Origin of the sequence: Halorubrum sp. ASP1 (assembly GCF_005435135.1) — an archaeon.
GTDB classification, from domain to species: Archaea; Halobacteriota; Halobacteria; order Halobacteriales; family Haloferacaceae; genus Halorubrum; species Halorubrum tropicale.
Window position 1 is genome coordinate 42,716 of the sequence record NZ_SGUA01000013.1, and the last position, 26,327, is coordinate 69,042.

Sequence of the window (26,327 nt, forward strand, 5' to 3'; positions counted from 1 at the left end):
TCGGCGCCCCGCGGGGTCGGTCACCTGCCGAAACGGCGCTGGCGGTCCTGGAAGTCCAGCACCGCGCGAAGGTACTCGCGCCGGCGGAAGTCGCGCCAGTTCACGTCGGTGAAGTAGAGTTCCGCGTACACCGACTGCCAGATGGCGAAGTCGGAGAGGCGCTCGGCGCCGGTCTTGATCACGAGGTCCGGCTCCTCGGGGAACAGCAGCCGCTCGGCGATGTCCGTCTCGTCGATCGCCTCGGGGCTCACCTCGCCGTCGGCGACGTCGCCGGCCAGTTCGCGGACCGCGCCGGCGAACTCCGCCTTCCCGCCGAGCCCGACCAGGATCCTCACCGGCGCGTCGATGGATTCCGGCGCCGCGTCCGCGCCCCGGTCCGTCGCCGCGCCCGAACTGCCGCCGTCGAACTCGTCGGCCTGTGGCCCGCGGACCACGGTCTGCTCCGGCGCGTCGAGCCGACGTAACTCCCGGACGAGCGTCGGGGCGACCGCGCGGTCGAGAACGGAGACCGAGACGGTGACGCGCTCCGCGCCGTACTCGAACGCCCAACGGATCGCCGACGACAGCGTGTCGAAGGCACCGTCGGCGAGGAGGTCCCGCTCGGTGAGCACGAGGGCGACGTGCGCCGGCGGCTCGGCGTCGTGGAGGCGGTGGCGCGTCGCGAGGTACGCGTCGTAGAGACCCACGTCAGGTCAATCCGGCCGCGCGTATAAATGGCTTCCCGCCGACGAGGGGTTTAATTCGCCGACGCGCATACCACGGGTGATGGCAGACAGCTACCGCGGGGTGTTCGGCGCGATCCCCTACGCGTTCCGCGCGACCGAGTCGTGGACGATGCGCGCGTACGCCGCGCTCGGCGCGCTGGCGGCCGGGTTCGTCGCGCTCGTCGTCACCCTCGCCTTGGTCGTCTGGATGGGCGAGACCGCCTCGGCGCAGGGGGGGACGTTCCTCTTCTCGCGGTCGCTGTACGTGGTCGCCGGCCTCGCGGCCGTCGGGCCGCTGCTCGCGCCGATCCTGTTCGTCGCCCGGCGCCACCGCCGCGGCGACCGCGTCGCGGCGACGTACGACCGGTGGATGGGCGTCGCCGGCTTCCTCTTCCTGCTCTCTCTGTACCTCGGGATGATCGTCTCGGCGCCCGAGGGGCTCCGGGACCCGAGCGACTCCGTGATCGTCAACGCGCTGTACGACCTCCCGCAGCTCGCCGGGTTCGTCCCGCCGGTCGCGGCCGGGCTCGCCGTCTTCGCGACGCACTTCCGGCTCCGCGGCGGCGCCGACGACGGGTCCCCCGACCGCGCCGAGTCGACCGAGGGCGGCGGCTCGGCGTGAGCCGCCCCCCGCCGGCCGCGGCTCGAAAGCCCGAAGGCGCCGGACCGACTACCCGGACGCAATGACCGACGAGAAGGAGAGCACGTTCCTCGTCACGCACGTCGAGAGCGACTCGGCCGTGCTGAAGGACGTCCACGACGGACAGGTCCACACGCTGAGTTCGAACCCCGGCCTCGACGTCGACGACGCCGTCGAGGCGACCGTCGCGCCGGACCCGCCGATGGAGGTGACCTATCAGGTGATCGAGGTCGCGGAGCGCCGGTCGCTGTCGATCGAGGAGAGCCCGGAGCCGCCGACCGTCCACGAGCGGGAGCTCGCCGCGGAGACCGCGACGGGGGAGCTCTCCCGCGAGGAGCGAGCGGGCGTCGGCGAGGTCCACGTGTTGACGCCGCCGGAATCGGAGACGGAGGCGGCGGTCGGGGACGTGATCGACGACCGCGAGGGGACGCTCTCGCGCGCGGCCCGGCTCGGCGTGAACCGCGTCGAAATCCGGTCGGAGCCCGGCGTCGTCGCCGTGCGGTACCTCCCGTAGGCCCCGCGAGCGCGCCGGTCGCTCAGTCGTCGTCAAACCCGACTGGCTCGTCGTCGGACCTGACTGACCGTTACCGCCGAGCGGGTAGGCCGTTCGAAGGCGCCGAGCGGCCGCGTTATCGAGGCCGTGGACGGTCGGACGAGAGGCCGCAGCCACCCAGATAAGAAGGCTTATTCGCGCCCGCAGAGGAAGCGGTATTTATGGTAGCGATCGAGGTGCCGGAAGTCGACTACACCGACTACTCGAACCGGCAGCTCGCGGCGGTGCCGCTCGCCTTTCTGGTCCTCGCGCTGGCGATCATCGGCGGCTGGGTCGTGGCCACCGGTGCGCCGGCGAACCTCGGACTGGAGTTCACCGGCGGCGTCGAGCTGCGAGTCGCGGACGAGGCGAACGGGGACGTCGAACAGCAGATCCGGACGGCCTTCGACCGCGAGCCCGACTCGGTCCGGACGATCCCCGGCGACGACGTGGTCGTCGTCACGTTCCAGGCGGCCGAGGACGACCCGGAGGGGCTCGCGGACGACCTCCAGGACCAGGCGGAGGCGGCTGGCCTGACGACGACCGCGGTCGACCAGGTGTCGCCGAGCTTCGCGAGCGACACCGCGCGGACCGCGCTGTTCGGCGTGGCGCTCGCGTTCCTCGGGATGAGCGTGCTGGTGTTCGCGCTGTTCCGGACGTTCGTTCCCTCGCTGGCGGTCGTCGCGTCCGCGTTCTCGGACCTCGTGATACCGATCGCGGCGATGAACCTCCTCGGCATCCAGATGACGCTCGGAACGATCGCGGCGCTGCTTATGATCATTGGGTACAGCGTCGACTCGGACATCCTGTTGAACGACTCCGTGCTGCGCCGGACCGGCGAGTTCTACGAGTCGGTCAGCCGCGCGATGCGGACCGGGGTGACGATGACGCTCACCTCCATCGCCGCGATGGTCGTGATGGCCGTCGTCGCCTCGGTGTTCGGGGTCGGGCTCCTCCGTGACATCGGGATCATCCTCTCGGTGGGGCTCTGCGCCGATCTGATGAACACGTACCTGCTGAACGTCTCGCTGCTTCGCTGGTACAAGTTCGAGGGGGTGGCCCGGTAATGCTCGAACCGATCAAGGAGAACTGGCGGATCCTGCTGCTCGTCCTCGTCGTGATCGGGTCGACGGTGACGCTGTTCGGCCCCGGGTTCGGGCCGGAGCCGGCGCCCGGCGAGAACGCGAGCGAGGCCCGCCAGGGGATCACGAACCTCCAGTACGGGCTCGACCTGGCCGGCGGGACGCGCGTCCGCGCGCCGCTGTCGGGATACACCGCGACGGACGTTGCGTTCGGGGGTGACACACCGGGGACGGTCGCCGAGGCGGTGGCGGCCGAGCTCGACAACGCGTCGGTCCGGAACGTCGGCGTCGTCCCCGAGGAGGGCGCGGTGGAGGTCACGGAGCCGTCCGTGACCGAGTCCCAGTTCCGCGCGGCGATGGACGCGAGCGGGTACGAGTACGGCGACATCCGCGAGGGCGTCACCCAGGAGACCCGCGACGAGACGATGGAGGTCATTCAGGGGAAGATCAACGAGGCGGGCCTCTCGGGCGGGAGCGTCCAGCAGGTCCAGTCGATCACCGGCGAGTACTTCATCCTCGTCGAGGTGCCCGGACAGGGGCGCCAGGAGGTGATCGACCTCCTCGAAGAGCGCGGGACCGTGCGGATCGACATCGCGTATCCCGACGGCAACGGGACCGCCGTTCAGGAGGGCGCGCTGATCCAAGACGACTTCGAGGAGATCGGGACCGCGGCACAGAGCGACCGCGGCACGGGTGCGTACGTGCCGGTCACCGTCCGGAACACCGCCGAGAACGGCCAGTCGCCCGCGCACAGCTTCCAGGACGCCGTCGCGCAGCGGGGGTTCCAGGACGCGTACCAGACCCAGGCGGACCGGTGCGGGTACAACCCCGAGACCGGCGGCATCGAGGTGGTGAACGGGGACCGGAACCCGTGTCTCCTGCTCGTCGTCGACGGGGAGGTCGTCAACTCCTTCGGGATGGATCCCGGGCTCGCCGACAGCATGGCGGCCGGCTCGTGGGCCGACACCGGGAACTTCCGCCTCACGACCGGCGAGTTCGCGGAGGCGCAGACCATCTCGCTGAACCTCCGCGCCGGCGCGCTCCCGGCCGACCTCGACATCAGCGGCGAGGGGACCTCCTCGTCTATCTCGGCCTCGCAGGGAGAGAACTTCCGGACGTACTCGCTTATCATCGGCGTCCTCTCGGTGTTCGCCGTCTCCGGAATGGTGTTCCTCCGCTACCGCGAGCCCCGCGTCGCCCTCCCGATGATCGTCACCGCGCTGACGGAGGTGTACGCGCTCCTCGGCTTCGCGGCGCTGCTCGGCTACCCGCTCGAACTCGCGGTGATCGCCGGCTTCATCGCGGTGGTCGGGACCGGGGTCGACGACCTCGTCATCATCGCCGACCAAGTGATGAGCGAGGGCGACGTGAGCTCCCGGACGGTGTTCAACTCACGGTTCCGCCAAGCGTTTTGGGTCATCGGCGCGGCCGCGGCGACGACGATCATCGCGATGTCGCCGCTGATGGTGCTGTCGCTCGGCGACCTCTCCGGGTTCGCCATCTTCACCGTCCTCGGCGTCCTCGTCGGCGTCCTGATCACCCGCCCAGCGTACGGCGACATCCTGCGCCGCCTGCTGACGGTCAGGTGAGCCGAGCCGATGTCGTCCGGGATTACACGCCGACCCGCGGGCCGGCGGGAGGCGAGTGACGCATGACCGGCTACGCCGAGATCGTCGTCATCGCCCTCGTGGCACAGCTCGCGGTGCTACCCGGCGAGAAGGTCCAACTCATGATCGCCGGGCTCGCGACGAAGTACGACCCGAAGGTCGTCGTCGCCGCCGCGAGCTCGGCGTTCGCCGGCTGGACCGCGGTCGAGATCGCGTTCGGCCGGGCGCTCCAGTCGGCGCTCCCGCCGGTCGCGCTCGACGCCGTGACCGCGACGCTGTTCTTCGTCTTCGCGGTGGCCCTGTACCGCTCCGCGCCGGCGCGCGGCGCGTCCCCCGCGGCCGAGCGCGACGGTGACGGGGGCGACCCGTTCGAGGAGCTCTCGCTCCCCGGACCGCTCGACAGGTACTCCGGGTCCTTCGGCGGCTTCCTGCCCATCTTCGCGCTCACCGCGACGGGCGAGTTCGGCGACAAGACCCAGCTGGTGACCATCGGGCTGAGCGTCCAGTACGGCGCGACCTCCGCCATCTGGGTCGGCGAGATGCTCGCGATCGTCCCGGTGAGCCTCGCGAACGCGTACTTCTTCCACACGTTCGCGGGGCGGATCGACATGCGGCTCGCGCACCTGGGCTCCGCGCTACTGTTCGCCTTCTTCGGCACGGACACCGTGTTGGCGATCGCGACCGGCTTCTCGGTGTGGGAGACGTTCGTCGGCGCGGTCGGCGGGTTCGCGGCCGGACTGTTCTGAAGCCCGCGCCTCCGCGTGCGCGATGCGGAATCGGCGTCCGGCGACCGGGACGGGCGCATCGCTGAGCTGGTTAAATACTCGCGACGCCCCGCGGCAGCAATGAAGCTCACACGCGGTCCGTTCGCGCTCGCCGTGGCGCTGCTGGTCCTCGTCGCCGCCACCGGCGGCGCGGTCGCGAACGACGACATCGTCATCAGCGGCGAGAGCGGCCAGCCGATCGAGCGGACCAAGTGGGCGGTCATCAACGCGTTCAAGCGCTTCTTCCCTGACGCAGCGGTCAGAACTCGTCGAGCGCCGACTGCTCGGCGGCGGCGAGCGCGTCCTCGCAGGTCGCCCACGACGCTCGCGCGCAGTCCGGTAGCGTCCCGTTGTCGCCGACGTACGCCGCGAGGAACGCCCTAGTGGCCGGGTCGCTCGGGTAACCGCTACCGAGGTCGTCGTAGTCCGGATACGCGGCGTCGATCTCGGCCATCGCGGCGTCTCTCTCCACCTTCGCGACGACGCTCGCCGCGCCGACGACGGGGTCGTCCTCGTCGGCGCCGTGGGCGGCCGTCACGTCGAACGGCGGGACGCGGTCGGCCCCCGCGGCGGCGTCCGCCTCGCCGCCCTCGGCGACGAAGCGCGCGAGCCGCTCCGCGAACCGCTCCTCGCTGGTGTCGCCCGCGTCGGCGACGGCGCGGACCGGTTCGGCGACGCCCGCCGGGAGACCGGCGAGCGCGGCCCGGACCGCGCGCGCCTGTCCGCGGACGGTGAGCGTGTTCATGTCGGTGTCCGCCCGGTCGATCTCGGCGGGCTCGACGCGGGCGACGCCGACGGCGACGGCCGGGTCGTCTCGGAGGGCCGCGGCCAGCTCCTCCCGCCGAGCCGGCGCGACGCGCTTCGAGTCGTCCACGTCGGCCGGCAGGCTCGCGGGGTCGGCGATCACCGCCGCGGCCACCATCGGGCCCAGTGCGGGCCCCTTGCCGGCCTCGTCGACGCCGAGGTACACGCGTGGCTGGTGGGCGTGCGGGGGGAAATACCTTCAGAAAGGACGCGGGCTCAGTCGAGCAGGACCGCGCTGACCTGGCCGGTCTGTCCCGGGCGGGAGGTGACGCGGGCGCGGCCGGCGGACGTCTCGATGATGGCGCCCTTGGTGACGATGTTCCGGCGGGCGTAGTTGACGTTCGCGGGGTTGTCGACGACGTTCTCGATCTCGGCCTCGCTGACCTCGCCGTCGGCGGCGACCTGCGCGACGTTCGTCGAGAGCGCGCGGACCTTCGTGTCCGTGCCGCGGGAGTCGATGTACTGGAGTCGCGTCTCGCCGACCGTGGTCTCGGCGGGCTCGCGGCCGAGCTGGTGGCGCTTCTTGTTCGAGGCGTGCTTGAGTCGGCCGCCGGTCCGCTTGCGCGCGGAGCGTCCCTGGTCTTTCATACGGGTACGAACAGCCAGCGAATACTTGAAGCGTTCGACTCGTCCCGGCGGAAGCGGCGGCGCGGGCGGGGCAGCGGCGCGAACCGGTCAGGCGAACGCGCGCTCGAACGACCGGACCCCCTCGTCGGTGCCGGCGAGGACGAGCTCGTCGCCGCGCTCGATCCGCGTCTCGGGGCCCACGTCGGTGATGAGGTCGCCGCCGCGCTCGATGGCGATGACGGTACAGCCGGTGGTCTCGCGGACGGCCGCCTGCCCGACGGTTCGACCGGAAAGGACCGGCGCCTCGCTCCTGACGACCTCGACGTGCGTGTCGAGCGAGAGCACGTCACGGTCGGCGAGCACCGCCGACGCGGACATGCGGCCCGTCACCGTCGAGAGGGAGAGCACGTAGTCGGCGCCCGCGCGGTGCATCTTCGGCACGCTCTCCGGGTCCTCGACCCGGGCGAGCAGCTCGACGTTCGGCGCCAGGTCGCGGATCACGAGCGTCGCGAACTCTGCCGTCGTGTCGTCCGGGAGCGCGAGGACGACGGTCCGCGCGTCGTCGACCCCCGCCTCCCGCAGCGTCTCCGGGTCGGTCGCGTCGCCGACGACGTCGATCGCCTCGCCGTCCTCGCGGTCGACGACGGTCACCGGGAGGTCGGCGTCTTCGAGGGCGGTCGCGACCGTCTGTCCGACCTGTCCGTGTCCGACGACGACCGTCTCGCCGGCGCCGAACCGGCGGGCGGCCGAGTTCGTCAGGTCGACGAGCCGCTCGACCTGTCCCTCGGTGCCCGAGACGAGGAGGACCGTCCCGGCCGACAGCGTCGCGTCCGGCGGCGGCGCCGCCTCGAACGACCCGTTGAACCACGCGCCGATCACGTCGACGCCGGTGCGCTCCCCGATCCGACTGCCCGCGAGCGTCGACCCGGCGAGGCCGCTGCCGTGGTGGACCGACACCTCGGCGATCCGGAGCGAGTCGCCCACCGCGACCGCCTCGTCGAGGTCGGTCCGCACCGCCGTCGTCACCTTCGACGCGAGGCTCTCGCCGAGCAGCGACCGCGGGGACAGCACCTCGTCCGCGCCGGCGAGGCGGTGGTAGCGTTCGCGTGACGGGTCCTCGACGACGCTTATCGCGCGGACGTCCGTCGAGAGCTCCCGCGCGGCGAGCACGATGCTCGCGTCCACGCGGTCGGAGACGTCCGTGACCAAGGCGCGGGCGGCCCCGAGGCGGGCGCTCTCGAGCCCCGCGGTCGTCTCCGGGTCGGCGCGGACCACGGTGTGGCCCGCCTCGTACAGCGCCAGCGCCCGGTCAGGGTCGGGCTCGACGACGGCGTACGGGACCGCCTCCGACTCGAACTCGTTTAACAGCGCGTCGGAGCGCGTGGTGTCGGAACACACGACGACGTGCCCCTCGACGTCGCCCTCCAGCGACCGGGGGACCGTCGTCGAGAACGCGGACTCCAGGAGCGGGGTCGCGACCACCGGGAGCGCGCCGATGAGAAGCAGCATCCCGACCAGATCCATCACGGCGACGAAGGCGTGCATCTGCTGGCTCTGCCAGTCCGAGGCGTCGCCGCCGAAGCCGGTCGTCGTGAACATCTCGATCGCGAACTGGAACGACTCGATCAGGGTCCGAGGGTCGCCCTCGTAGACCCGCATCCCCCATCGGTAGGCGACGGCGGTAACCGTGAGCACGACGCCGAGGAAGACCGTGTACAACACGACCCGCCGCTTCCACGTGTCCATCGGCCCGCGGTACGCCGCGGCCGTACAAAAACGGGCGGCCTCGCGCGGGGCGACTTCCGCGACCGGTTCCGGGCGACCGCCGGCCGCGCCCTCAGGCGATCGGTCGGCGCTCGGACCGAAGTTCGATGGTTTAAGTTCCGGGGGCCGAACCGTCAGGCATGGTGCGGGACCCGTCGCGAGAGCCGGAGCCGCCGTCGGTCGACGAGGTGCTCGACGCGCTGGCCGACGACGCGGCCCGTCGGATCGTCGCGGCGCTCACCGAGCCGAAGACCGCGAGCGAGCTCTCCGAGGAGTGCGACATCCCCCTGTCGACGACCTACCGGAAGCTGGAGAAGCTCACGGACGCCTCCCTGCTCTCGGAGTCGACTGACATCCGGCGGGACGGGCAGCACACGACGCGGTACTCGGTGTCGTTCGACGCCGTCACCGTCTCGGTCGACGGCGACGGCGACGCGGACCGCCGCGAGTTCGACGTGGAGTTCTCTCGGCCCGAGCGGACCCGAGACGAGCGACTGGCCGACCTGTGGTCGGAGCTACGAGAGGAAACATGAACCCCTACATCGACCTGACTATCATCGTCGCAAAGACCGCCATCCTGGTGCTCGGTGGCAGCATCACCTACTACGCGCTCCGCGCGTACGACCGGACCGGCGACCGGTCGCTGCGGGAGCTGGGCGTCGGCTTCGGCATCGTCACGGTCGGGGCGCTGCTGGGCGGCGTCTCCCACCAGATCATCGGCGCGAGCCTGACCGTCGGCATCGCTATCGACGGCCTCCTCACGGCGGTCGGGTTCGCGGTCATCGTCTACTCGCTGTACCTGGAGTGATCCGGGGGCGTTCGACGCGCGACGAACGGTACCCTTTTGCGGCGCTCGGCCGTCCGTTCACGCCATGAGCGACGCACGCGAGGAGCTCTCCCGCCGGATCGCCGGCGAGATAACGCTGAGCGACGATCCGGGGGCGACCCTCCGGAAGTGGCGGACCGACTTCGACGTCTCGCAGACGGAGCTGGCCGACCAGCTCGGCGTCTCCTCGTCGGTCATCTCCGACTACGAGAGCGGCCGCCGCGAGAGCCCGGGGATCGGCGTCGTCCGCCGCACCGTCGAGGGGCTACTCGACATCGACGAGCGCCGGGGCGGCGGTCGCCTCCGCCAGCACGCCAGGGTGCTCTCGGCCGGGTTCGAGAGCGACATCGTCCACGACCTCCGCGAGTACTCGACGGCGGTCCCCTTGGAGGACTTCTACGAGGCGATGGGCGCGACGGAGATCGTCCGCGGCGACCACGACCACGTGAACGGCCACACCGTCATCGACTCGATCCAGGCGATCACGCGCCTCTCCAGCGAGGAGTTCTACCGGCTGTACGGCCAGTCGACGAACCGCGCGCTCGTGTTCACGCGGGTGACGCGCGGCGAGTCGCCGCTCGTGGCGCTCCGGGTCGTGAGCCCGACGCCGAACGCGGTCGTGCTCCACGGCATCGAGGACGGCGACCTGTGGGACCACGCCGCCGACCTCGCCCGCGTCGACGGGGTCTCGCTGGCCACGTCGAACCGCGACCTCGACGACTGCCTCGCGGACCTCCAGGCGCTGTGAGGGCGTCGCGGGGCGGGAGGGCGGCCGAACCGCGGGCCTGAAACCGCCGGCGCCCGTCGGACCGGCCATGAGCGAGGACTACGCCGAGCGGCTCCGCGCGAACCGACGGGAGAAAGACGAGTTCTTCGACGACCACCCGCAGTCGCCCATCCCGCCCGAGCGGCGCGACGAGTTCGACGGGCTCGACTACTTCCCGCCGGACCCGGACTACCGCGTCGAGGCGACCGTCACGGTCCACGACGATCCCGAGCCGGTCGAGATGGAGACAACCGCGAGCAACCCGGTCCGGTACCTCCGGGTCGTCACGTTCGCGTTCGACGTCGACGGCGAGGAGCACACGCTCGCGGGGTACCGACAGGCGGGCGACGACGGCGCCATCTTCGTCCCCTTCCGCGACAAGACGACCGGCCAGCAGACGTACTACCAGGGGCGGTACATGGAGCTGGAGCCCGAGGGCGACCTCGACGACGGCGACGCCGTCACGATCGACTTCAACCTCGCGTACAGCCCCTTCTGCGCGTACAGCGACACGTTCTCCTGTCCGCTCCCGCCCGAGGAGAACTGGCTGGAGATCGTGATACCGGCCGGCGAGCGGGCGCCGGATCTGGACTGACCGGAAGCGCGGTCGGCGAGAGTGCGGCCGGCGGCGCCGCTCGGCGGTGTGGAAAAAGCGAAGAATCGGGACCTGGAACGGCCCGAAAGCGGTCCGCCGCGGCCGGCTTATTCGAGCGTCTCGCTCGTGACGAGGGTGTCGTCTTCGAGGTAGTGCTCGATGTGGTGGCCGTGTTCCTCGACGTCTTCGAGGATGTCGCGGAGCTGCTCTTCGGTGTTGTAGTCGCCGAGGTTGTTGGCGAGCTGGATGTGCTCGCGGAGCTGCTCGGTGATGTCGCCGAACATCTCGAGGTCGTGTGCGAGCGACGTCCGGATGTCGTAGGCGTCGGCGTCCTCGGGGGTCACCGGCGCGTGCTCCTCGTAGTTCGCGCCGCCCGAGAGCGGCACGCCGCCGAGCGCCTGCGCGCGCTCGGCGAGCACGTCGGCGCCCTCCTCGAGGTCGGCCGCGACCTCGCCGAGGTACTCGTGGATGTCGAGGAACTCGGCGCCCTCGACGAGCCAGTGGTGCTTTTTGATCTGGTGGTAGAGCACGTACGTCGCCGCGAGGTCACTGTTGAGCGCGTCGACGAGCTGTTCGGCCTTCTCCTCGGGGACGCGGAGCGCTTCGCTCTCGTGAACGTCGCCGTATCGCTGACGGGCCTGCTTCTGGGTACTCATTTCATCCCAATGTACACGCGCGATCCACTTAATAGTTCCTACTAAGAAAAGTACTTTTTCGAGATTAGAAAATTATATTTAGTATTTGCCGATAGCGCCGACGAGGTCTCGCTGCGCGGCGAGCGTGTCGCGGTCGAGCGTCGCGGTCAGCGTCGTCGGCGCTCGGTCGAGCTCGGTCGCGACCGCGCCGTCCGGGCGCGCGCCGAGGGAGTTGCCGGCGTACGCCGCCTCGTCGGGCGCGCGCCCGCCCCCGGAACTCCCGGTTCGGCCCGCCCCGACGACCCACCTGACGCCGTCGAGCGCGCGGGCGCGGCAGAGGAGCCGCCAGTTGGCGACGTGGTCGGCGGGCCACGCGCCGACGACGACGAGCGCGTCGACCGCGCGCTCCGCGAACCACGCGCTCTCCGCGACGAAGTTGAGGTCGTAGCAGGTCAGCAGGCCGGTCGGTCCGGCGGCCGTCTCGACGACGACGCGCTCCTCGCCGGGCTCGACCCGCGCGGCCTCGTCGTCCCACAGGTGTCGCTTGCGGTAGACGGCGAACCGGCCCGGGCCGTCGCGGGTCTCGCCCGTCGGCCCGCCGCCCGCGCCGCGGTCCGGCGGGGGAACGTACGCGGTCGCGTTGTAGACGCTCCCCCCGTCGCGCTCGGCGTAGCCCGCGATCACCGCCGCCTCCGCCGCCCGCGCGACGGACTCGAGCCGTTCGCGCGCGGCGCCGCGGGAGAGCGCGGCCCCGCGGAGTCGCTCGTCGGCCGCGAACCCCGTGAGCGCGTACTCCGGGAAGACGGCGAGGTCGACCCCGCTCGGTAAGTCGGCCGCTCGGCGCCGGAGCCGGTCGACGTTCGCGTCGACGCGGAGGTCGTCGACCGGGACCTGCGGGACGGCGACTGTCGGGTCGGCTGCGGATCGGTCGCTCACGGGGCCGGGTTCGGTCCGGGCGACCAATAAGTCCGGGCTCGCGGACCGAGACCGCGCGTTCGCTCCCGGCACCCGACCGCGGCCGCAAGGACGATACGCCCGCGGCGCCGACCGTGGTACATGACCTTCGGCGACCTGTTCGAGCGCGCGGCCGCGCTCGACGGCGACCGCGACGAAGCGGACGTGCGGAGCGCCCTCGACGACGCGCGAGGGGCGCGGGAGGCCGGGGACTCCTCCGGCGACGACGCGGTCCCCGAGCCTCCCGAGCCCAGCCCGGCGCGCGTCGTCGCCGACGCCGACGCGCTCGCGGCCGACCTCCTCCTCGGCGGGGCCGCGCGCGAGGCGCTCGACGCGCTGCGGTCGCACGCGTGGACGACGCTCGTCGCCAGCGACCCGCTCCTCGACGACGCCGAGGCGGTGATCGCGTCGCTGTCGGACCCCGACCTGGCGGCGGACTGGCGCGCGGCGGCCGAGGAGTGGCGCGAGCCGGCGACGCAGCCCCCGGGCGACCACCCCGCGCTGGCGTCCGCGTACCGGGGCGGCGCGATGCAGGTCGTGACACTCGACCCGTCGCTGACCGGGCCCGGGGCCGCCGCCGGGCTCCGCGACCGCCTCCCCGTGAGCGTCCGGGAGCCGCGGGCGTTCGCGACGGTGTTCGACCCCGCGAGGCTGTACCCCGACGCCGTCGGGGGAAAGTACCCGGGTCCCGACCGGGACCCGCGGACGATGGAGCCCGTCGTCGCCGACGGGGACCAGCACCGATAAACCGCCGCCGGCCGGAGGGATCCGCATGACCGACGCGGAGGGCGTCCCCGAGCTCCCGGCCGACCTCGACGCGGTCCGCGGGGCGCTCGTCGACTGGTACGAGGCGGACCACCGGGACTTCCCGTGGCGCCGCACGGAGGACCCCTACGAGGTCCTCGTCAGCGAGGTGATGAGCCAGCAGACCCAGCTCGACCGGGTCGTGCCGGCGTGGGAGGACTTCCTCGACGAGTGGCCGACGACCGCCGCCCTCGCCGCGGCCGACCGCGCCGACGTGGTCGCCTTCTGGTCGGACCACTCGCTGGGGTACAACAACCGCGCGAAGTACCTCCACGAGGCGGCCGGGCAGGTCGAGGACGACTACGACGGGTCGTTCCCGGAGGACCCGGAGGGGCTGCGCGAGCTGATGGGCGTCGGCCCGTACACCGCCAACGCGGTGGCCTCGTTCGCGTTCGACAACGGCGACGCCGTCGTCGACACCAACGTCAAGCGGGTGCTGTACCGCGCGTTCGACGCCCCGGACGACGACGACGCCTTCGGGCGGATCGCCTCGGCGCTCATGCCCGCGGGCGAGTCCCGAGTGTGGAACAACGCGGTCATGGAGCTCGGCGGCGTCGCCTGCGGAAAGAGGCCGCGCTGCGACGAGGCGGGCTGCCCGTGGCGCGAGTGGTGTCACGCCTACCAGACGGGCGACTTCACCGCGCCGGACGTGCCGGAGCAGCCGAGCTTCGAGGGGAGCAGGAGGCAGTTCCGCGGCCGGATCGTCCGCCTGCTCGGCGAGCACGACGAGATGGACCTAGACGCGCTCGGCCACCGGATCCGCGTCGACTACGCGCCCGAGGGCGACCACGGTCGGGAGTGGCTCCGCGGGCTCGTCGACGACCTCGCGGACGAGGGCCTGGTCGAGTCCGACGCGAGCGGGGAGGGGGTCGTCGTGTCGCTCCGACGCTGAGCCGCGTCGGCGTCCGGCGCCCGGTGAACCGTCACCCGTTTATTACGGGAGCCGGAAGGATCGCCCATGAGCGAAACCGTCGACGCCGACCTATACACCCGTACGAAGGCGCTCTTAGAGCCCGGCGACATCGAGCTGGTGGGCTGTATCGTCCACACGGACCTCGACGGCCAGCAGGACTTAGAGATGCACGAGCTGACGGTCGCCGCCAACGACGTCATCGCCGACCACGCGGGGAAAGGCGAGACGTACATCGAGGCGGGCAACGACGACACGAGCTTCTCGTCGAACCAGTTCCAGGGGCTGACGCTCGACGGCGAGGAGTTCGTCTGGGAGTGCCAGCAGCTCCTCCGCGGCGGCGCCTTCGACATCGTGTTCTACTACGAGGCGGGCGTCGACCAGGAGGCGCTCGCGGCCGACCTCGCCGACATGGAGCACGTCGACCGCGTGACGCAGGTCCCGTGACCGGAAGCGACCGCGGAGTCCGGACCCGGTGAGCGACACCGTCCTGATCCCCGGCAGCCGCGACGTGCGCGCCACGCTCGACGCCGCCGCGGACGACGGCGCCCGGGACGGACCCGACGACGCGACGCGCGCCGACGCGGTCGTCGTCGCCTGTCCGCCGCATCCACAGCAGCGCGGCCACCGCGGCGACGAGCGGCTACGGGCCGTGAGCGACGCCCTGACCGACCGCGGGGTCGACTGCCTCCGGTTCGACTACGGCGACTGGGACGAGGGGTACGGCGAGACCACCGACGCGGACGCGGCGGTCGGCTGGGCGCGCGAGCGCTACGACCGCGTCGGCCTCTTCGGCTTCTCGTTCGGCGGCACGGTCGCGCTCGTCGCGGCCGCCTCGCGACCCGGCCTCGCGGGCGTCTGCGCGCTCGCGCCGACGGCCCGTCTGAACCCCGACGTCGACGCGGTCGCGGCGCTCGATGACCTCGCCGAGCGCGGCGTGCCGACGCGCGTGCTGTACGCGACCCGGGACTCGACGGCCGACTGGGCGCCCGTGGTCGAGCGCGCGGGAGAACTGGGGATCGAGACGGTCGCGTTCGAGTCGGACCACTTCTTCGTCGGGCGGAGCGGAACGGTGGGCGAGGCGGCCGCGGCGTTCCTCGGGGAGCGGCTTCGCGACGAGCCGTGAGCGGGCGGCAGGGGCGGGTCAGTCGGCTAACGTAGGTCGTCGATCAACTCGGCCGCGATCCGCTCGCCGCGGGCGGGGTCGTACCCCTCCATCCGCAGGTGCGCCAGCGGCGCGACGTAGGGGTTCCGCTCCCAGTGGGCCCACACCTCCGTCGAGCCGTCGGGCGCGGGGAACAGCCGGACGTGGACCTGCCAGTCGCCGGTGATCCCCTCCGGGCGGTGGACGAAGCTTCCCACCTCGTGGACCGTCTCCCCGTCGCGCTCGTAGGCGTGGAAGTACGCCCGGATCAGCTCCGAGAAGCCCCGGTTGGGGAGCATCGCGCGGGTCTCCGCGGGGCTCGTCGGGACCGTCCCGGCGTACTCGTCCGCGGGCGGCGGCAGCACCCGAACGTGGTCCGGAGCCCCCTCGTCCGGCAGCAGCGCAAGCAACCTGCCGACGACGAGCCGCACGCGCCAGAATCCGACCGCGCGGCCGAGGAGGAACGCCGCGGGGGCGACGACCGCGAGCGCCGCGAACGCGCGGACGGCGGACGCGCGGAAGGGCCGTCGCCGCGACGGGGCCGCGTCCATCGCGGTCAGCTGTACCCGCGCCAGCGGTGGCCGCACTCCTTACATTTGAAGAAGCGCGTCGGCGGCTCGTCGGCGGCGCCGGTCTGTTTGATCGTGTACCACGCCTCGCCGTGGCCGCACTCGTCGCAGACGACGTCGTTCGCGGTCGGCTTCCCCTCGAAGTTCGCGCCCTCCTCCGTCTCGATCACCTCGTCGCCGGTCTGTTCGGTCGTCGACTCGAACTCGGCGGCGAGCGCCTCGTCGCGCTCGGTCGTGGCGCCGCAGTCGTCGTTCTGACACACCATCTCCCCGTCGCGAGAGACCATCATCGAACCGCAGTCGTCACAGAACTGCATATACTCGTTCGATACGGGGTTGAGAGGTTTAGGTCCGGTGGGTGCGGCCAGATAGCGGGCGTGAACTGATGCGCGCGCCTTCCGAGATTTCAGCGCGTGTGGGTCGTTTCCACCGAACGCCGCCAAAGCCCCAGTCGCCACGGCGCGGTACGCTCGTTGCGCTCCTCGCTCGCGTCGCTCGCTGCGGTGCTTACGTCGCCTACCGCGCCGTGGCGACTGCCCCTTTGATTCCTGCCCGGCCGCTCCGCACGGCACCTCACGCCTCCCCAGCCTCGTCGGCCTCCCTACGGTCGGCCGACTCCCTCGCGCGTGCTGGCTCGCGGCCTGTCGGCCGCTCGCAGGCACGCGCCACGGTAGTTCTGTCCGAATGAGATACACGCGGTTCGTTATCCGCCGATCCGCCCCCACGCGAGGTGGACGACGATGCCGACGAGGAACGCGACGCCGAGGTTCGTCGCCACCGCGAGGAGGCCGATTCCGACCGAGAGCGCGCAGTTGTCGGAGTCGGTGACGTTGCGCGCCAGCGAGACGGCGACGACGGCCAGCAGCGCGCCGAGCATCGCCAGCGGGAACGCGGCGATCAGCGCGGGCGTGGCGAAGAGGGCGGCGACGAGGTAGCCGGCGCCGAGGACGACGTTCGCGCCGCCGGTGCGCGCGCCGAAGGCGTACTTGCTGGCCACCCCGTCGCAGCCGTGACACATCGGGACCCCGCCGAGCGGCACGGCGATCAGGTTCGTCACGCCCATGCTCGTCGACAGCTCGTCGGGCGCCACCTCCGCGTCGAGCAGGTCCGAGAAGAGGAGGGAGGTCGCCAGCGCGGCGTTGCCGATGGTCATCGCCAGCTGCGCGACCGCGCCGTCGAACGCCGCCCGCGTGAGCGCCGCCCCGAACGCCGGTGTCGGCGGCGCACCGGGGAGCCGGGGCGAGGGGACGCCGGCGACGACGAGCGCGGTCGCGACGCCGACGCCGGCGACGGCCAGCGCGCTCGCCTTCCCGTGGCCCGCGAGCGCGACCGCGCCGGCGACAGCGACCCCGGCGAGCGCGACGGGCGGGTCCGCGACCGCGAGGCCGAGCCCCGTCTCCAGGAGGACGAGGCCCACCGCGAACTGGACGCCGCGGACGACCGGCTCGCCGATCCACCGCTCGACGTACCCGAGCGTCCCGGTGCGTCCGATCGCGAGGAGGACGACGCCGAGTACCACCCCCGCGAGCGCGAGTTCGGCGTACGTGAGCGCGCCGGCGATGGCGAGCGCGGCGAGCGCCTTCATCGGCTCCACGGACACCGGCAGCCCGTACCGGACCCCCCAGACGATCTGGAACGCGCCGAACGCGGCGAGCGCGTGGGGCAGCGAGGCGTCCGTCAGCAGCGCCAGCGCGACGACGAGCGGGATCACCGTAATCGAATCCCCTATCGCGCCGGTGACCGCTCCCGGACCGAACTCGACCGACCGCCGCCCCTCTAAACCGGACTCTACCACGGTACGGACGACGTACCGGGCGGTCAGGCTTGAACGTGTTCAGAAATCGGCGGCGGGTACTCGGCGGCCGAAGCGAAACCGCTTCCGGTCACTCGCCGTCGAAGGCGGGGCCGTCCGCGTCGACCATCGGACAGTCGCGGACGCGAAACTGCGAGAAGTCGACCGACTCCACTATCTCCGTTCCCTCGTGGGTACACGCCGTCTCCGGGGGCGCCGCGAAGTGCGGGCAGCGCTGGCAGTAGCTCCGCTTGTCGACCACGCGCTCGTCGCCGGTCGCCGCCGCGCCCGGCGTCTCGGGAGTCGGGCCGTCCGCGTCGCCGAGATCGGTCGCGTCGGCGCCGACGGCGGTGCCCTCGTCGAGCGCCGCCCACACGTCCTCCTCGCCGACGTCCCCGCTCCCCATCGACTCGAAGGGGTCCCCGTCGGTCGGCCCGTCGGCCGCGTCCGCGTCCAGTTCCGCGAAGGGGTCGTCCGCGGGCGCGCCCGGTTCCGGGTCCGCGCCGGACCGCGTCTCGCCGCGCTCGCCGGTACGGCCCTCGCCTCGGTCGGGTCCGGCGTCGTTCCCGACCCCCTCGCCGAGGGCCGCGAACGGGTCGTCGACCCCGCCCGCGTCGGGCCCGTCGAGATCGTCGCCGGCCTCGTCGCTCGGTCCCTCGGCGAACGTCTCGTCGTCGAAGGGGCCGCTCTCAGAGCCGTCGTCGCCGAACGGGTCGGCTTCCGAGCCGTCATCGTCGAAGGGGTCGTATTCGGCCGCGTCGTCGTCGGAGCGGTCGTCGCTCATCGGCGGTCACCCTCCGCCCCGCCGTCGCTCGCGGCGGTGCTCGTCCGGTTCATCGTCCGGCTCGTCTCGTCGCCGCTGGCGCCGTCCGCGACGTCGCCGTCGATGGCGGGCCGGTCCCCGACGAGGAGCTTCGACGTGCCGAGGAAGCCGGTGTTCGGCTCCAGGTCCTCGAACCGGCGCCCGCAGTGGGGGCACTCCGGCGCCGACAGCAGTCCCAGCTCGACGCCCCCGCCGCAGTGGTCGCAGTCGGCCGCCCGCACCCCGTGCCGGTTCGCCGTCCGCGTCAGCGCGTCGAGGCGCTCGCGGTCGGCGCGGTCGCGCTCCGCCGCGTCGAGCCGGCGCTTGACCCTGACGACCGCGCTCGCGACCCGCGAGAGCTTGTCGTCGATATCGGACAGGTCGTCCGCGGATATCGCGTCGAGGCGGTCGTCCACGTCGTCGACCCGCCCGTCTATCTCGTCGACCCGTCCGTCCACCTCGTCGAGGCGGTCGCCGAACTCGTCCACCCGGACGCGGACGGCGTCCAGCTCGTCCATCCGGTCGTCGAGCGCGTCCAGTCGGTCGCGGAGCTCGTCGACGCGGTCCGCGGTCGGCGCGTCGGCGACGGCCGCGTCAAGGCGGTCGAGCCGGGCGGCGACCTCCGCCAGCTCGTCGGCGAGGTCGTCGATCCGCGACGCGGCCGCGTCCCCCGCGCCGTCCCCGCCGGCGTCGAGCGACTCGACCTCGCGGTAGAGGTCGACGAACCGCTGGCGGAGGTCGGTGACCTTCTCGTCGAGCTCGGCGTCGAGGTCGTCGAGGCGGGCCTCGACCGCCGCCACCTCCTCGGCGTCGGGGACGTCGATCTCCTCCGACTCCGCGAGCGCGACGAGCGCGCGCCTGAGGACCTCTTCGCGGCTCACGCCGGCGTCCTCGGCCGCGGCGTCGAGGGCGGCCGTCGCCGGGTCGTGGTCGCTCATCGCGGATCCTCCGTCATCTACCTGCCGTTGAGCGGCGAGGCTTAAGTAACCTGTCGCGCCGTTCTCCGGATCGATACTGGGCGCTCGCCACGTCCCCGAGCCGTTACCGGATCTTCCGCACGTCGCTGATGTCGAACCCGCCCTCGTGGATCTCGGTCTCGAAGCGGACGATGTTCTCTGCCTCCAGCCGGGAGAGCACGCCGCGGAACTCGCGGACGAACATCGTCCGGGCGCGCTGGGAGCCGCCGCTCTCCCACGTGAACTGGAGGGTCCCGCCCGCGGCGTCCATCAGGGTGCCGAACTCGCGGTCGCGGAGCGCCTCGGAGTTCACCAACACGAGGACTAAGGCGTCCCACTCGTAGGCCGCCTTCTTCAGCCCCTTCATCACCATGGCGACGTCGCTCCAGTCGGTGTCGTCGGAGACCATCGAGACGAGGTCGGTGACGGAGTCGATACAGACGAGGCTCCGCTCGCCGTGCTCCGAGAGGTAGTCGCCGAACGCGGTGAGCACGTCCTCGTACTCCCCGCGCTCGCCGAGCTCGGTGATCGAGGTCGTCGCCGTCTCGTACCAGTCGCGCGGCACCGGCGACAGCTGGAAGTACTCCGCCGAGAGGTCCCGGAAGGAGATCCCGTCGACCGCCGCGTCGACGATCTCGTCGGCCATCGTGTACCCCATCTCCCGGGTGATCGCCTCGGTGTCGGCGGTAAAGGAGAGGTAGTGGACCGACTCGGGCAGGGTCGCGTCGTCGTCGACGTCGCCGTAGTAGAGGTCGAACAGCTCCTCGTCGGCGTGCGCCAGCGAGTTCATCGCCGCGCTGGTGTACGCGAACTCCCGCGCGCCGGCGCCCGCCTCGCCGGCGAGCAGCACGACGCTGCCGGACGGCGCCCCGCCGCCGAGGATGGAGTCGAGGCGCGCGACCCCGAACGGAACACTGGACATGCCTTACGCCCCGTCGCCGCGGGGCTTAGTGTTACCCCTCTCCGGGTCGGCAGACGGCGGGTCCGTCCCGCCCGCCGCGTCGATCCGCGCCCCGTCGTTCGACGCCCGGACGACCGACACCTCGCCGTCGACGCCGGCCCGATCGAGCGCGCGCTCGCCGGCCGCCAGCGCCGCGTCCGCGCGGGCCGCGTCGGTGACGCCGTAGACGGTCGGCCCCCACGAGGACTGGCCGGCGCCGAACACCGACGCGGCGCCCGACAGCGAGTCGACGACCGCGCCGACGGGCGGCCGGTACACGCCGCCCTGCTCGTCGGCGTACCACGCGCCGTTGAGCCGCCCGATCTCCGCGACCGCGGCCCCGAACGCCTCCGCGTCGCCCGTCGCGACCGCGGGGAGGACGCGCCGGGTGACGGTCCCGCCGATCCGGTCGGCGAGGGCCGGGTCCGCGCGCTCGACCGCGGCGCGCATCGCGTCGTCCTCGGCCGGTCCGCTCCGGCCGGCGTCCGCGCCGGGCTCGACGAGCAGGAACCGCCAGTCGTCGGGGACTTGGTGGCGGGCGGCCACCGGCGGCACGGTCCACTCGCCGTCGGCGGGGCGGTCGGTGGTGAACCGCGCCGTCGGGTGCCCGGCGTCGAGGACGAACCCCCCGTCCTCGAACGTCGCGACGCCCACGCCGGAGCGCCCGCCGCGGCCGAGGGCCGGGGCGCGCTCGCGGACCCGGGGCGGCTCGCAGTGGGCGGTCGCGACCGCGGCGAGCGTCGCCGCCGCCAGCCGCGTCCCGCTGCCGAGGCCGGCGTGCCGCGGGAGCGACTCGCGGACCGCGACCCGGGCGCCGTCGACGCCGAGCAGGTCGGCGGCCGCGGTCGCGTACCCGCGGACGTCGTCGCGCACCGCCGCGGCGGATCCGGTCGACTCGGCGGGGGTCCCCGCGGCCTCGTCGACCGTCACGCGGACCGCCGAGGCCGGCTCCGCGTCGACGACCGCGCGGGGCGCCGCGAGTCCGACGCCGAGGGCGCCGTACAGCCGCTCGTGGGAGAGGCTGAGGTTACAGAAGCCGAAGTGGAGTCGGGCCCCGACGCTCGCGCGTGCCATCTCGGCCACGCTTCGGGGCGGAGGGATAAATGGCCCGTGACCGTGGCCGGAGTTGCCTCGGTACGCGAGGACGGGCGCGAGCGATCCGGAGCGCGCGTCGGCGCCTCGGCGACCACGGCGCCGCGGTCGCCGAGGCGGCCGAACTGGTGCGCTTTTGAACGCGGGGGACCTCGGTCAGCGTATGACCGAAACGCTCAGGCTCGCGACCCGCGGGTCGGACCTGGCCCTCCGGCAGGCCGAGACCGTCCGCGAGGCGCTGTCGAGCCGGCGCCGCGACGTGGAACTCCGGCAGGTGGAGACGCGCGGCGACCAGATCCCCGACGAACTGATCCACCGACTCGGGAAGACGGGCGCGTTCGTGCGCGCCCTCGACGAGGAGGTGCTCGCCGGCGACGCCGACCTCGCGGTCCACTCGCTGAAGGACCTCCCGACCGAGGAGGTGGCGGACCTCGTCGTCGCGGGCGTCCCCGAGCGCGCCCCCTCCGGCGACGTGCTCGTCCACCCGGAGGGGCTGGGCATCGAAGACCTCCCGTCGGGCGCCGTCGTCGGGACCGGCTCGCTCCGCCGGGGCGCGCAGATCCGCGCGGCCCGCCCGGACCTCACCGTCGAGCCGATCCGCGGCAACGTCGACACGCGGCTGGAAAAGTTGCTCGCGCCCGGCCTCCAGGCGGAACACGAGCGCCGCCTGATCGCGTCGGGCGAGGAGAGCGCGCTGACCGCCGAGGGGGACGGCGGGGGCGACGCGGACGGCGAGAGCGCCGACGGGGAGGACGCGGACGACGAGGTCGACGAGGAGTTCGAGCGCAGCGTCGAGGAGTGGTTCGACTCGCTGTCCGACCTCGAACGCTCGGCGATGGAGCGTAAGGTCGAGACGGAGTACGACGCGGTCGTCCTCGCGGAGGCGGGGCTGCGCCGCTCGAACCTCTTCTACGAGGTGGAGACGACGCGGCTCCCGCGCGAGGAGTTCGTCCCCGCGGCCGGCCAGGGCGCCATCGCGGTCACCGCGAGCGACCCGGACGTGGTCGAGGCGGTCCGCGACGCGGTCGACCACCAGCGGACCCGCGTGGCGGTCACCGTCGAGCGGACGGTCCTCGGCGAGCTCAACGGCGGCTGCGTGGCGCCGATCGGGGTCGCCGCGATGGTCCAGGGCGAGCACGTCCACGTCCGGGCGCGGGTGCTCTCGACGGACGGCACCGAGGAGGTGGCCGGGACCCGCGACCTGCCGATCCGGTCGCACGCGACCGCGGCGGCCGAGTTCGCCGCGGACCTCGCCGACCGCGGCGCCGACGACCTGATCGCCGAGGCGCGCGAGGAGGCGGAGACCGATGACTGACGGCGGCGCGACCCCAAGGGAGGACGCCGAGGAGCCGCCGACGCGACGACGCGACGACGGCGTCGGCACCGTCTTCCTCGTCGGCTCCGGGCCGGGCGACCCGGACCTGCTCACCGTCAAGGCGAAGCGCCTGATCGAGTCGGCGGACGTGGTCCTCCACGACAAGCTCCCCGGCCCCGAGATCCTCGGCGAGATCCCCGAGGAGAAGCGGGAGGACGTGGGGAAACGCGCCGGCGGCGAGTGGACGCCCCAGGAGTACACCAACCGGCGCATGGTCGAGCTGGCCCGCGAGGGGAACCGCGTCGTTCGGCTGAAGGGCGGCGATCCGTTCGTCTTCGGGCGCGGCGGCGAGGAGGCCGAGCACCTCGCGGCCGAGGGGGTCCCCTTCGAGGTCGTCCCCGGCGTCACCTCGGCCATCGCCGGCCCCGCGGTCGCCGGGATCCCGGTGACCCACCGCGACCACGCCTCCTCCGTATCGTTCGTCACCGGTCACGAGGACCCGACGAAGGAGGAGTCGGCGGTCGACTGGGCGGCGCTCGCCGCGACCGGCGGGACCATCGTCGTGCTGATGGGCGTCGGGAAGCTGCCGGCGTACACCGCGGAGCTCCGCGACGCCGGCCTCGACGGCGACACGCCCGTCGCGCTCGTCGAGCGCGCCACCTGGCCCGACAGCCGCGTCGCGACGGGCACGCTCGACACCATCGTCGACGTCCGCGACGAGGCGGGGATCGAACCGCCCGCGATCACCGTGATCGGCGACGTGGCCGCGACCCGCGACCGCGTCGCGACCTTCCTCGAGAACGCCGACTCGGCCCCAGTTCGGTCGCCGGGCGAGGGGCGCGGCGGCGACGCGACCGGTGGTGACGGGGCGTGAGCGGGGGCGCCGACCGGCCGCGGGTGGCCGTCTTCCGCCCGGCCGACGAGCGGATCGAGTCGGCCGTCGAACTGCTCCGCGAACTCGGCGCGGAGCCGGTCCCGGACCCCATGCTCGAAGTCGAGTCGACGGGCGCGGTCCCGGCCGACGCGCCGCTCGTCGTGCTCACGAGCAAGACCGGTGTCGAGCTCGCCGCCGAGGCCGGCTGGGAGCCCGGCGACGCGGACGTCGCCGCGATCGGGCCGGCGACCGCCGCGGCCGCCCGCGAGGTCGGTTGGACGGTGGACGTCGTCCCGGAGGAGTACACCTCGGCCGGGCTCGTCGCCGCGCTGGAGGCGCGCGTGGCGGGCGAGCGCGTCGTCGTCGCTCGCTCGGACCACGGGAGCGACGTGCTCCTCGACGGCCTGCGCGAGGCCGGCGCCGACGTGACCGAGACCGTGCTCTACCGGCTCGCGCGTCCGGACGACGCCGGTGACTCGGCCGAGCTGGCCGCGACCGGCGACCTCGACGCGGTCGCGTTCACCTCCTCGCTCACGGTCGACAACTTCCTCGCGGCGGCCGCCGACCGCGGCGTCGACGAGGCGGCCCGCGCCGGGCTGACGGACGCGGTCGTCGGCGTCATCGGCCCGCCGACCGCGGAGACCGCTCGCGACCGGGGCCTCGGCGTCGACGTCGTCCCCGACGAGGCGTCGTTCGAGGCGCTCGCGGCCGCGGTCGTCGACGCGCTCGACGAGGGGACCGGCCGGCGGAACTGATCCTCTCGGGCGGGCGACCGGCGCCGCCGGGACCGCTCCGTCGTACGGATTCAAGTATCTGATACGATAATCGGAGAGTGTGGTTTATACCCAAGCACGTGGGAGGTCGTGTCATGGAACCGAGCGAGCGCTGGCTGCTGCGGGTCGAGGACGAGGTCCTCGTAGTCGAGTTCCCTCACGGGACTGGGCTGAGCCCCGCGGACGGCGAGGCGCTCCTCGATCGCTGGCGGACCGCGACCGATCCCGACGCGATCGACGCCGTCGTGATCGTCGTCCGGACCAGCCGGCCGTGCTCCGACGCCGGCCGGCGGGCCCTCCGCGAGTCCGCGCAGATCGCGGTCGCGCGCGGCGTCGACCGCTTCGCCGTCGTCGGGCAGCGCTCGAAGCGGCGTTTCCTCAAGCGGACCATCGACGTCGAGGGGGTCGACACCGAGGCGTTCAACGACGACGACGCCGCGATGCGGTGGGCGCAGTCCCCCTTCGCGGTCGCCTCGTCGGCGGAGCGCCCCTCGTAGGTCGCCGGCCTCCCCGCGCTTCTCACGACGCGAGAGCGACGGCGACGAGGCTACGGTTCGGCGACGTCGATGCCGGCCGTCTCGGCCACGCGCTCCGCGTGGCGCGTCGCGCGCTCGCGGACCGCGGCGGCGTCGGTCCCGACGTGTTCGCCGTCGGCGTAGCGGACCTCGCCGTCGACCATCGCGAAGGTCACGTCGTCGCCGTGCGCGGCGTACACCAGATGCGAGAGCGGGTCGTGGATCGGGGTCGCCCGGGTCAGGTCGGTCGCGATCCCGATCACGTCGGCGCGGTGCCCCTCGCGGAGCGCGCCGAGGCGGTCGAAGCCGGCGGCGCGGGCGCCGTGTTCCGTCGCCATCTCCAGCACGGTCGCGGCCGGGAGGCGCGTCGGATCGCGGGCGTCGACCTTGCCGAGGAGGCTCGCCTGCCGCATCTCCGTGAACGGGTCGAGCGTGTTGTTACACGGCGGGCCGTCGTTGCCGAGCGCGACGGGGATCCCGCGGTCGAGGTAGTCCTGGACCGGCGCGATTCCCGAGGCGAGCTTCATGTTCGAGGAGGGGCAGTGCGTGACGACCGTCCCGGTGTCGGCGAGCACCTCGCGCTCGCGCTCGTCGGTGTGGACGCAGTGCGCGAGCGTCACGTCCGGGCCCGTCAGCCCGACCTCGTCGAGCCACAGGACGTTCCGCTTCCCGGTGTCGGCCTCGACGGTCGCTATCTCGTCCTCGTTCTCGCTGGCGTGGGTGTGGATCGTCACGCCGTCGTAGCGGTCGGCCAGCTCGCGGCAGCCGCGCAGGCAGGTCTCGGTACAGGTGACGGCGAACCGCGGCGTCACCGCGTAGCGGACGCGGCCGGCGGCGGCGCCGTGGTACTCGCGGATGAGGGCCTCGCTCTCGGCGAGCGCGGCGTCGGTCTCCTCCAGCAGCCCGTCGGGAGAGTCCCGGTCCATCAGCACCTTCCCGAGCCGCGCGCGGATCCCGGTCTCGATCGCGGCCTCGAACGCCTCGTCGGCGTGGTTCACCGAGAGGTGGTCGACGACGGTCGTCGTCCCCGATTCGAGACACTCCAGGTACCCCAGCTCGGCGGCCGCCCGAGTCGCCTCGGCGTCCATCGCGGCCTCCATCGGGAGGACGGCGTCGAAGAGCCAGTCGAGGAGGGCGGCGTCGTCGGCGATCCCCCGACCCAGCGACTGGACCGAGTGGATGTGGCCGCCCACGAGGCCGGGCGCGACGAGGTCGAACGTCCGCCGCTCGTGGTCGGGGTAGCGGTCGCGGAGGTCGGGCTCCTCGCCGACCGCGGCGATCGTGTTCCCCTCGACGACGACGGCGCCGTCGGGGATGACGGTCTCGGAGTCGGCGACGACGGTTCCGGCGATCAGCATGTCCGTCCGTTCCTGACGGTCGACCGGTAAGAGGCTGTCCCTCGGCGCCTCGGGCGATCGCGTCCCGTCGACGCGACCGAACGAGGCCGTTTAGCCGGCGGATGCGGCCGGCGCGTGCCTGCGAGCGGCCGCCCTCGGCGGCCGCGAGGAGCACACGCGAGGGACGCCGCGAACGCGAGCGGCGCAGCCGCGAAGCGTGAGCGGCGAGGTTGGGGAGGTGTGAGGCTGCGGTGCTGTGCGGGG

Annotated in this window: 31 protein-coding genes; 17 read left to right on the plus strand and 14 right to left on the minus strand. The window is 72.8% G+C overall.

Annotation, left to right across the window (positions count from 1 at the left end):
* Positions 1 to 20: 20 nt before the first annotated feature.
* On the minus strand, positions 21 to 686 hold the full coding sequence (locus tag EXE48_RS15810) for an undecaprenyl diphosphate synthase family protein (protein WP_053770826.1): 666 nt from the start codon (positions 684 to 686) through the stop codon (positions 21 to 23).
* Between the two features lie 79 nt (positions 687 to 765).
* On the opposite strand from EXE48_RS15810, the gene EXE48_RS15815 reads away from it, so the two are divergent.
* The 5 genes from EXE48_RS15815 (at position 766) to EXE48_RS15835 (ending at position 5,311) form a co-directional block, all read left to right on the plus strand.
* Positions 766 to 1,326 (plus strand): DUF8056 family protein, encoded by a 561-nt coding sequence (locus EXE48_RS15815; protein ID WP_121600238.1) that lies wholly within the window; start codon positions 766 to 768, stop codon positions 1,324 to 1,326.
* A 61-nt stretch (positions 1,327 to 1,387) separates the two neighbouring features.
* Entirely contained in the window at positions 1,388 to 1,858 is a 471-nt protein-coding gene (locus tag EXE48_RS15820; protein ID WP_053770824.1) for a DUF5812 family protein, read from the plus strand.
* A gap of 200 nt (positions 1,859 to 2,058) precedes the next feature.
* Positions 2,059 to 2,943, plus strand: coding sequence for a protein translocase subunit SecF (secF, locus tag EXE48_RS15825; RefSeq protein ID WP_121600237.1), 885 nt, complete (start codon positions 2,059 to 2,061; stop codon positions 2,941 to 2,943).
* Positions 2,943 to 4,547, plus strand: a complete 1,605-nt coding sequence (locus EXE48_RS15830) for a preprotein translocase subunit SecD (protein ID WP_137712009.1) — start codon at positions 2,943 to 2,945, stop codon at positions 4,545 to 4,547. The genes secF and EXE48_RS15830 overlap by 1 nt, the downstream gene beginning before the upstream one ends.
* Before the next feature lie 62 nt (positions 4,548 to 4,609).
* The gene (locus EXE48_RS15835; RefSeq protein ID WP_137712010.1) at positions 4,610 to 5,311 is read left to right on the plus strand and encodes a TMEM165/GDT1 family protein; all 702 of its coding nucleotides are present in this window, start codon (positions 4,610 to 4,612) and stop codon (positions 5,309 to 5,311) included.
* Positions 5,312 to 5,588: 277 nt separating this feature from the next.
* Here EXE48_RS15835 and rnhB read toward each other — a convergent pair whose 3' ends face one another.
* From rnhB to EXE48_RS15850, 3 genes are all read right to left on the minus strand, one after another.
* Positions 5,589 to 6,299 (minus strand): ribonuclease HII, encoded by a 711-nt coding sequence (rnhB, locus tag EXE48_RS15840; RefSeq protein WP_137712011.1) that lies wholly within the window; start codon positions 6,297 to 6,299, stop codon positions 5,589 to 5,591.
* 50 nt (positions 6,300 to 6,349) lie between these two features.
* The gene (locus EXE48_RS15845; protein ID WP_053770819.1) at positions 6,350 to 6,721 is read right to left on the minus strand and encodes a 30S ribosomal protein S8e; all 372 of its coding nucleotides are present in this window, start codon (positions 6,719 to 6,721) and stop codon (positions 6,350 to 6,352) included.
* Positions 6,722 to 6,808: 87 nt separating this feature from the next.
* Positions 6,809 to 8,446: a potassium channel family protein gene (locus EXE48_RS15850; RefSeq protein ID WP_053770818.1), complete on the minus strand. Its 1,638-nt coding sequence runs from the start codon at positions 8,444 to 8,446 to the stop codon at positions 6,809 to 6,811.
* A gap of 158 nt (positions 8,447 to 8,604) precedes the next feature.
* On the opposite strand from EXE48_RS15850, the gene EXE48_RS15855 reads away from it, so the two are divergent.
* The 4 genes from EXE48_RS15855 (at position 8,605) to EXE48_RS15870 (ending at position 10,651) form a co-directional block, all read left to right on the plus strand.
* Positions 8,605 to 8,997 carry an ArsR/SmtB family transcription factor gene (locus EXE48_RS15855; RefSeq protein WP_053770817.1) on the plus strand — a complete coding sequence of 131 codons (393 nt, stop codon included), beginning with the start codon at positions 8,605 to 8,607 and terminating at the stop codon, positions 8,995 to 8,997.
* Positions 8,994 to 9,272 (plus strand): DUF7521 family protein, encoded by a 279-nt coding sequence (locus tag EXE48_RS15860; RefSeq protein WP_053770816.1) that lies wholly within the window; start codon positions 8,994 to 8,996, stop codon positions 9,270 to 9,272. Before EXE48_RS15855 ends, EXE48_RS15860 begins: the two co-directional genes overlap by 4 nt.
* A 64-nt stretch (positions 9,273 to 9,336) precedes the next feature.
* Positions 9,337 to 10,038 (plus strand): helix-turn-helix domain-containing protein, encoded by a 702-nt coding sequence (locus EXE48_RS15865; RefSeq protein WP_053770815.1) that lies wholly within the window; start codon positions 9,337 to 9,339, stop codon positions 10,036 to 10,038.
* A gap of 67 nt (positions 10,039 to 10,105) precedes the next feature.
* Positions 10,106 to 10,651 (plus strand): DUF1684 domain-containing protein, encoded by a 546-nt coding sequence (locus tag EXE48_RS15870; protein WP_137712012.1) that lies wholly within the window; start codon positions 10,106 to 10,108, stop codon positions 10,649 to 10,651.
* Between the two features lie 107 nt (positions 10,652 to 10,758).
* Here the strand turns inward: EXE48_RS15870 and dpsA are convergent, their stop codons facing one another.
* Positions 10,759 to 11,307 carry a DNA starvation/stationary phase protection protein DpsA gene (gene dpsA, locus EXE48_RS15875; RefSeq protein WP_053770813.1) on the minus strand — a complete coding sequence of 183 codons (549 nt, stop codon included), beginning with the start codon at positions 11,305 to 11,307 and terminating at the stop codon, positions 10,759 to 10,761.
* A gap of 78 nt (positions 11,308 to 11,385) precedes the next feature.
* On the minus strand, positions 11,386 to 12,222 hold the full coding sequence (locus EXE48_RS15880; RefSeq protein WP_137712013.1) for a carbon-nitrogen hydrolase family protein: 837 nt from the start codon (positions 12,220 to 12,222) through the stop codon (positions 11,386 to 11,388).
* A gap of 120 nt (positions 12,223 to 12,342) precedes the next feature.
* Here EXE48_RS15880 and EXE48_RS15885 point away from each other — a divergent pair, with 120 nt between their 5' ends.
* From EXE48_RS15885 to EXE48_RS15900, 4 genes are all read left to right on the plus strand, one after another.
* Positions 12,343 to 12,987 (plus strand): DUF7384 family protein, encoded by a 645-nt coding sequence (locus EXE48_RS15885; protein WP_137712014.1) that lies wholly within the window; start codon positions 12,343 to 12,345, stop codon positions 12,985 to 12,987.
* 25 nt (positions 12,988 to 13,012) lie between these two features.
* Positions 13,013 to 13,936, plus strand: a complete 924-nt coding sequence (locus tag EXE48_RS15890) for an HhH-GPD family protein (protein ID WP_137712015.1) — start codon at positions 13,013 to 13,015, stop codon at positions 13,934 to 13,936.
* 66 nt (positions 13,937 to 14,002) lie between these two features.
* The gene (locus tag EXE48_RS15895; protein ID WP_121600228.1) at positions 14,003 to 14,401 is read left to right on the plus strand and encodes a DUF5778 family protein; all 399 of its coding nucleotides are present in this window, start codon (positions 14,003 to 14,005) and stop codon (positions 14,399 to 14,401) included.
* Between the two features lie 28 nt (positions 14,402 to 14,429).
* On the plus strand, positions 14,430 to 15,080 hold the full coding sequence (locus EXE48_RS15900) for an alpha/beta hydrolase (RefSeq protein WP_053770808.1): 651 nt from the start codon (positions 14,430 to 14,432) through the stop codon (positions 15,078 to 15,080).
* A gap of 26 nt (positions 15,081 to 15,106) precedes the next feature.
* Here the strand turns inward: EXE48_RS15900 and EXE48_RS15905 are convergent, their stop codons facing one another.
* The 7 genes from EXE48_RS15905 to EXE48_RS15935 all read right to left on the minus strand — a co-directional run bounded on the left by EXE48_RS15905 (position 15,107) and on the right by EXE48_RS15935 (position 21,231).
* Complete coding sequence (locus EXE48_RS15905; RefSeq protein WP_053770996.1) at positions 15,107 to 15,649, minus strand: hypothetical protein; 543 nt, start codon at positions 15,647 to 15,649, stop codon at positions 15,107 to 15,109.
* 5 nt (positions 15,650 to 15,654) lie between these two features.
* Entirely contained in the window at positions 15,655 to 15,984 is a 330-nt protein-coding gene (locus EXE48_RS15910) for a transcription factor S (protein WP_053770807.1), read from the minus strand.
* Positions 15,985 to 16,370: 386 nt separating this feature from the next.
* Complete coding sequence (locus EXE48_RS15915) at positions 16,371 to 17,462, minus strand: putative sulfate/molybdate transporter (RefSeq protein ID WP_137712016.1); 1,092 nt, start codon at positions 17,460 to 17,462, stop codon at positions 16,371 to 16,373.
* Between the two features lie 88 nt (positions 17,463 to 17,550).
* A complete protein-coding gene (locus EXE48_RS15920; RefSeq protein ID WP_137712017.1) occupies positions 17,551 to 18,243 on the minus strand; it encodes a DUF8135 domain-containing protein in 693 nt (230 codons plus the stop codon).
* Positions 18,240 to 19,199 carry an AAA family ATPase gene (locus EXE48_RS15925; protein ID WP_137712018.1) on the minus strand — a complete coding sequence of 320 codons (960 nt, stop codon included), beginning with the start codon at positions 19,197 to 19,199 and terminating at the stop codon, positions 18,240 to 18,242. The genes EXE48_RS15920 and EXE48_RS15925 overlap by 4 nt, the downstream gene beginning before the upstream one ends.
* Before the next feature lie 103 nt (positions 19,200 to 19,302).
* The gene (locus EXE48_RS15930) at positions 19,303 to 20,139 is read right to left on the minus strand and encodes an RAD55 family ATPase (protein ID WP_053770803.1); all 837 of its coding nucleotides are present in this window, start codon (positions 20,137 to 20,139) and stop codon (positions 19,303 to 19,305) included.
* Positions 20,140 to 20,142: 3 nt separating this feature from the next.
* On the minus strand, positions 20,143 to 21,231 hold the full coding sequence (locus tag EXE48_RS15935) for a beta-ribofuranosylaminobenzene 5'-phosphate synthase family protein (RefSeq protein WP_137712019.1): 1,089 nt from the start codon (positions 21,229 to 21,231) through the stop codon (positions 20,143 to 20,145).
* A 181-nt stretch (positions 21,232 to 21,412) separates the two neighbouring features.
* Between EXE48_RS15935 and hemC the strand changes: the two genes are divergently transcribed.
* The 4 genes from hemC to EXE48_RS15955 all read left to right on the plus strand — a co-directional run bounded on the left by hemC (position 21,413) and on the right by EXE48_RS15955 (position 24,708).
* A complete protein-coding gene (gene hemC, locus EXE48_RS15940) occupies positions 21,413 to 22,564 on the plus strand; it encodes a hydroxymethylbilane synthase (protein WP_137712020.1) in 1,152 nt (383 codons plus the stop codon).
* The gene (cobA, locus tag EXE48_RS15945; protein WP_137705273.1) at positions 22,557 to 23,438 is read left to right on the plus strand and encodes a uroporphyrinogen-III C-methyltransferase; all 882 of its coding nucleotides are present in this window, start codon (positions 22,557 to 22,559) and stop codon (positions 23,436 to 23,438) included. Before hemC ends, cobA begins: the two co-directional genes overlap by 8 nt.
* Entirely contained in the window at positions 23,435 to 24,193 is a 759-nt protein-coding gene (locus EXE48_RS15950; RefSeq protein ID WP_137712021.1) for a uroporphyrinogen-III synthase, read from the plus strand. The genes cobA and EXE48_RS15950 overlap by 4 nt, the downstream gene beginning before the upstream one ends.
* 113 nt (positions 24,194 to 24,306) lie before the next feature.
* Positions 24,307 to 24,708, plus strand: coding sequence for a hypothetical protein (locus EXE48_RS15955; protein ID WP_137712022.1), 402 nt, complete (start codon positions 24,307 to 24,309; stop codon positions 24,706 to 24,708).
* 50 nt (positions 24,709 to 24,758) lie between these two features.
* Here EXE48_RS15955 and EXE48_RS15960 read toward each other — a convergent pair whose 3' ends face one another.
* Entirely contained in the window at positions 24,759 to 26,084 is a 1,326-nt protein-coding gene (locus tag EXE48_RS15960; protein WP_137705271.1) for a 5'-deoxyadenosine deaminase, read from the minus strand.
* Positions 26,085 to 26,327: the final 243 nt, after the last annotated feature.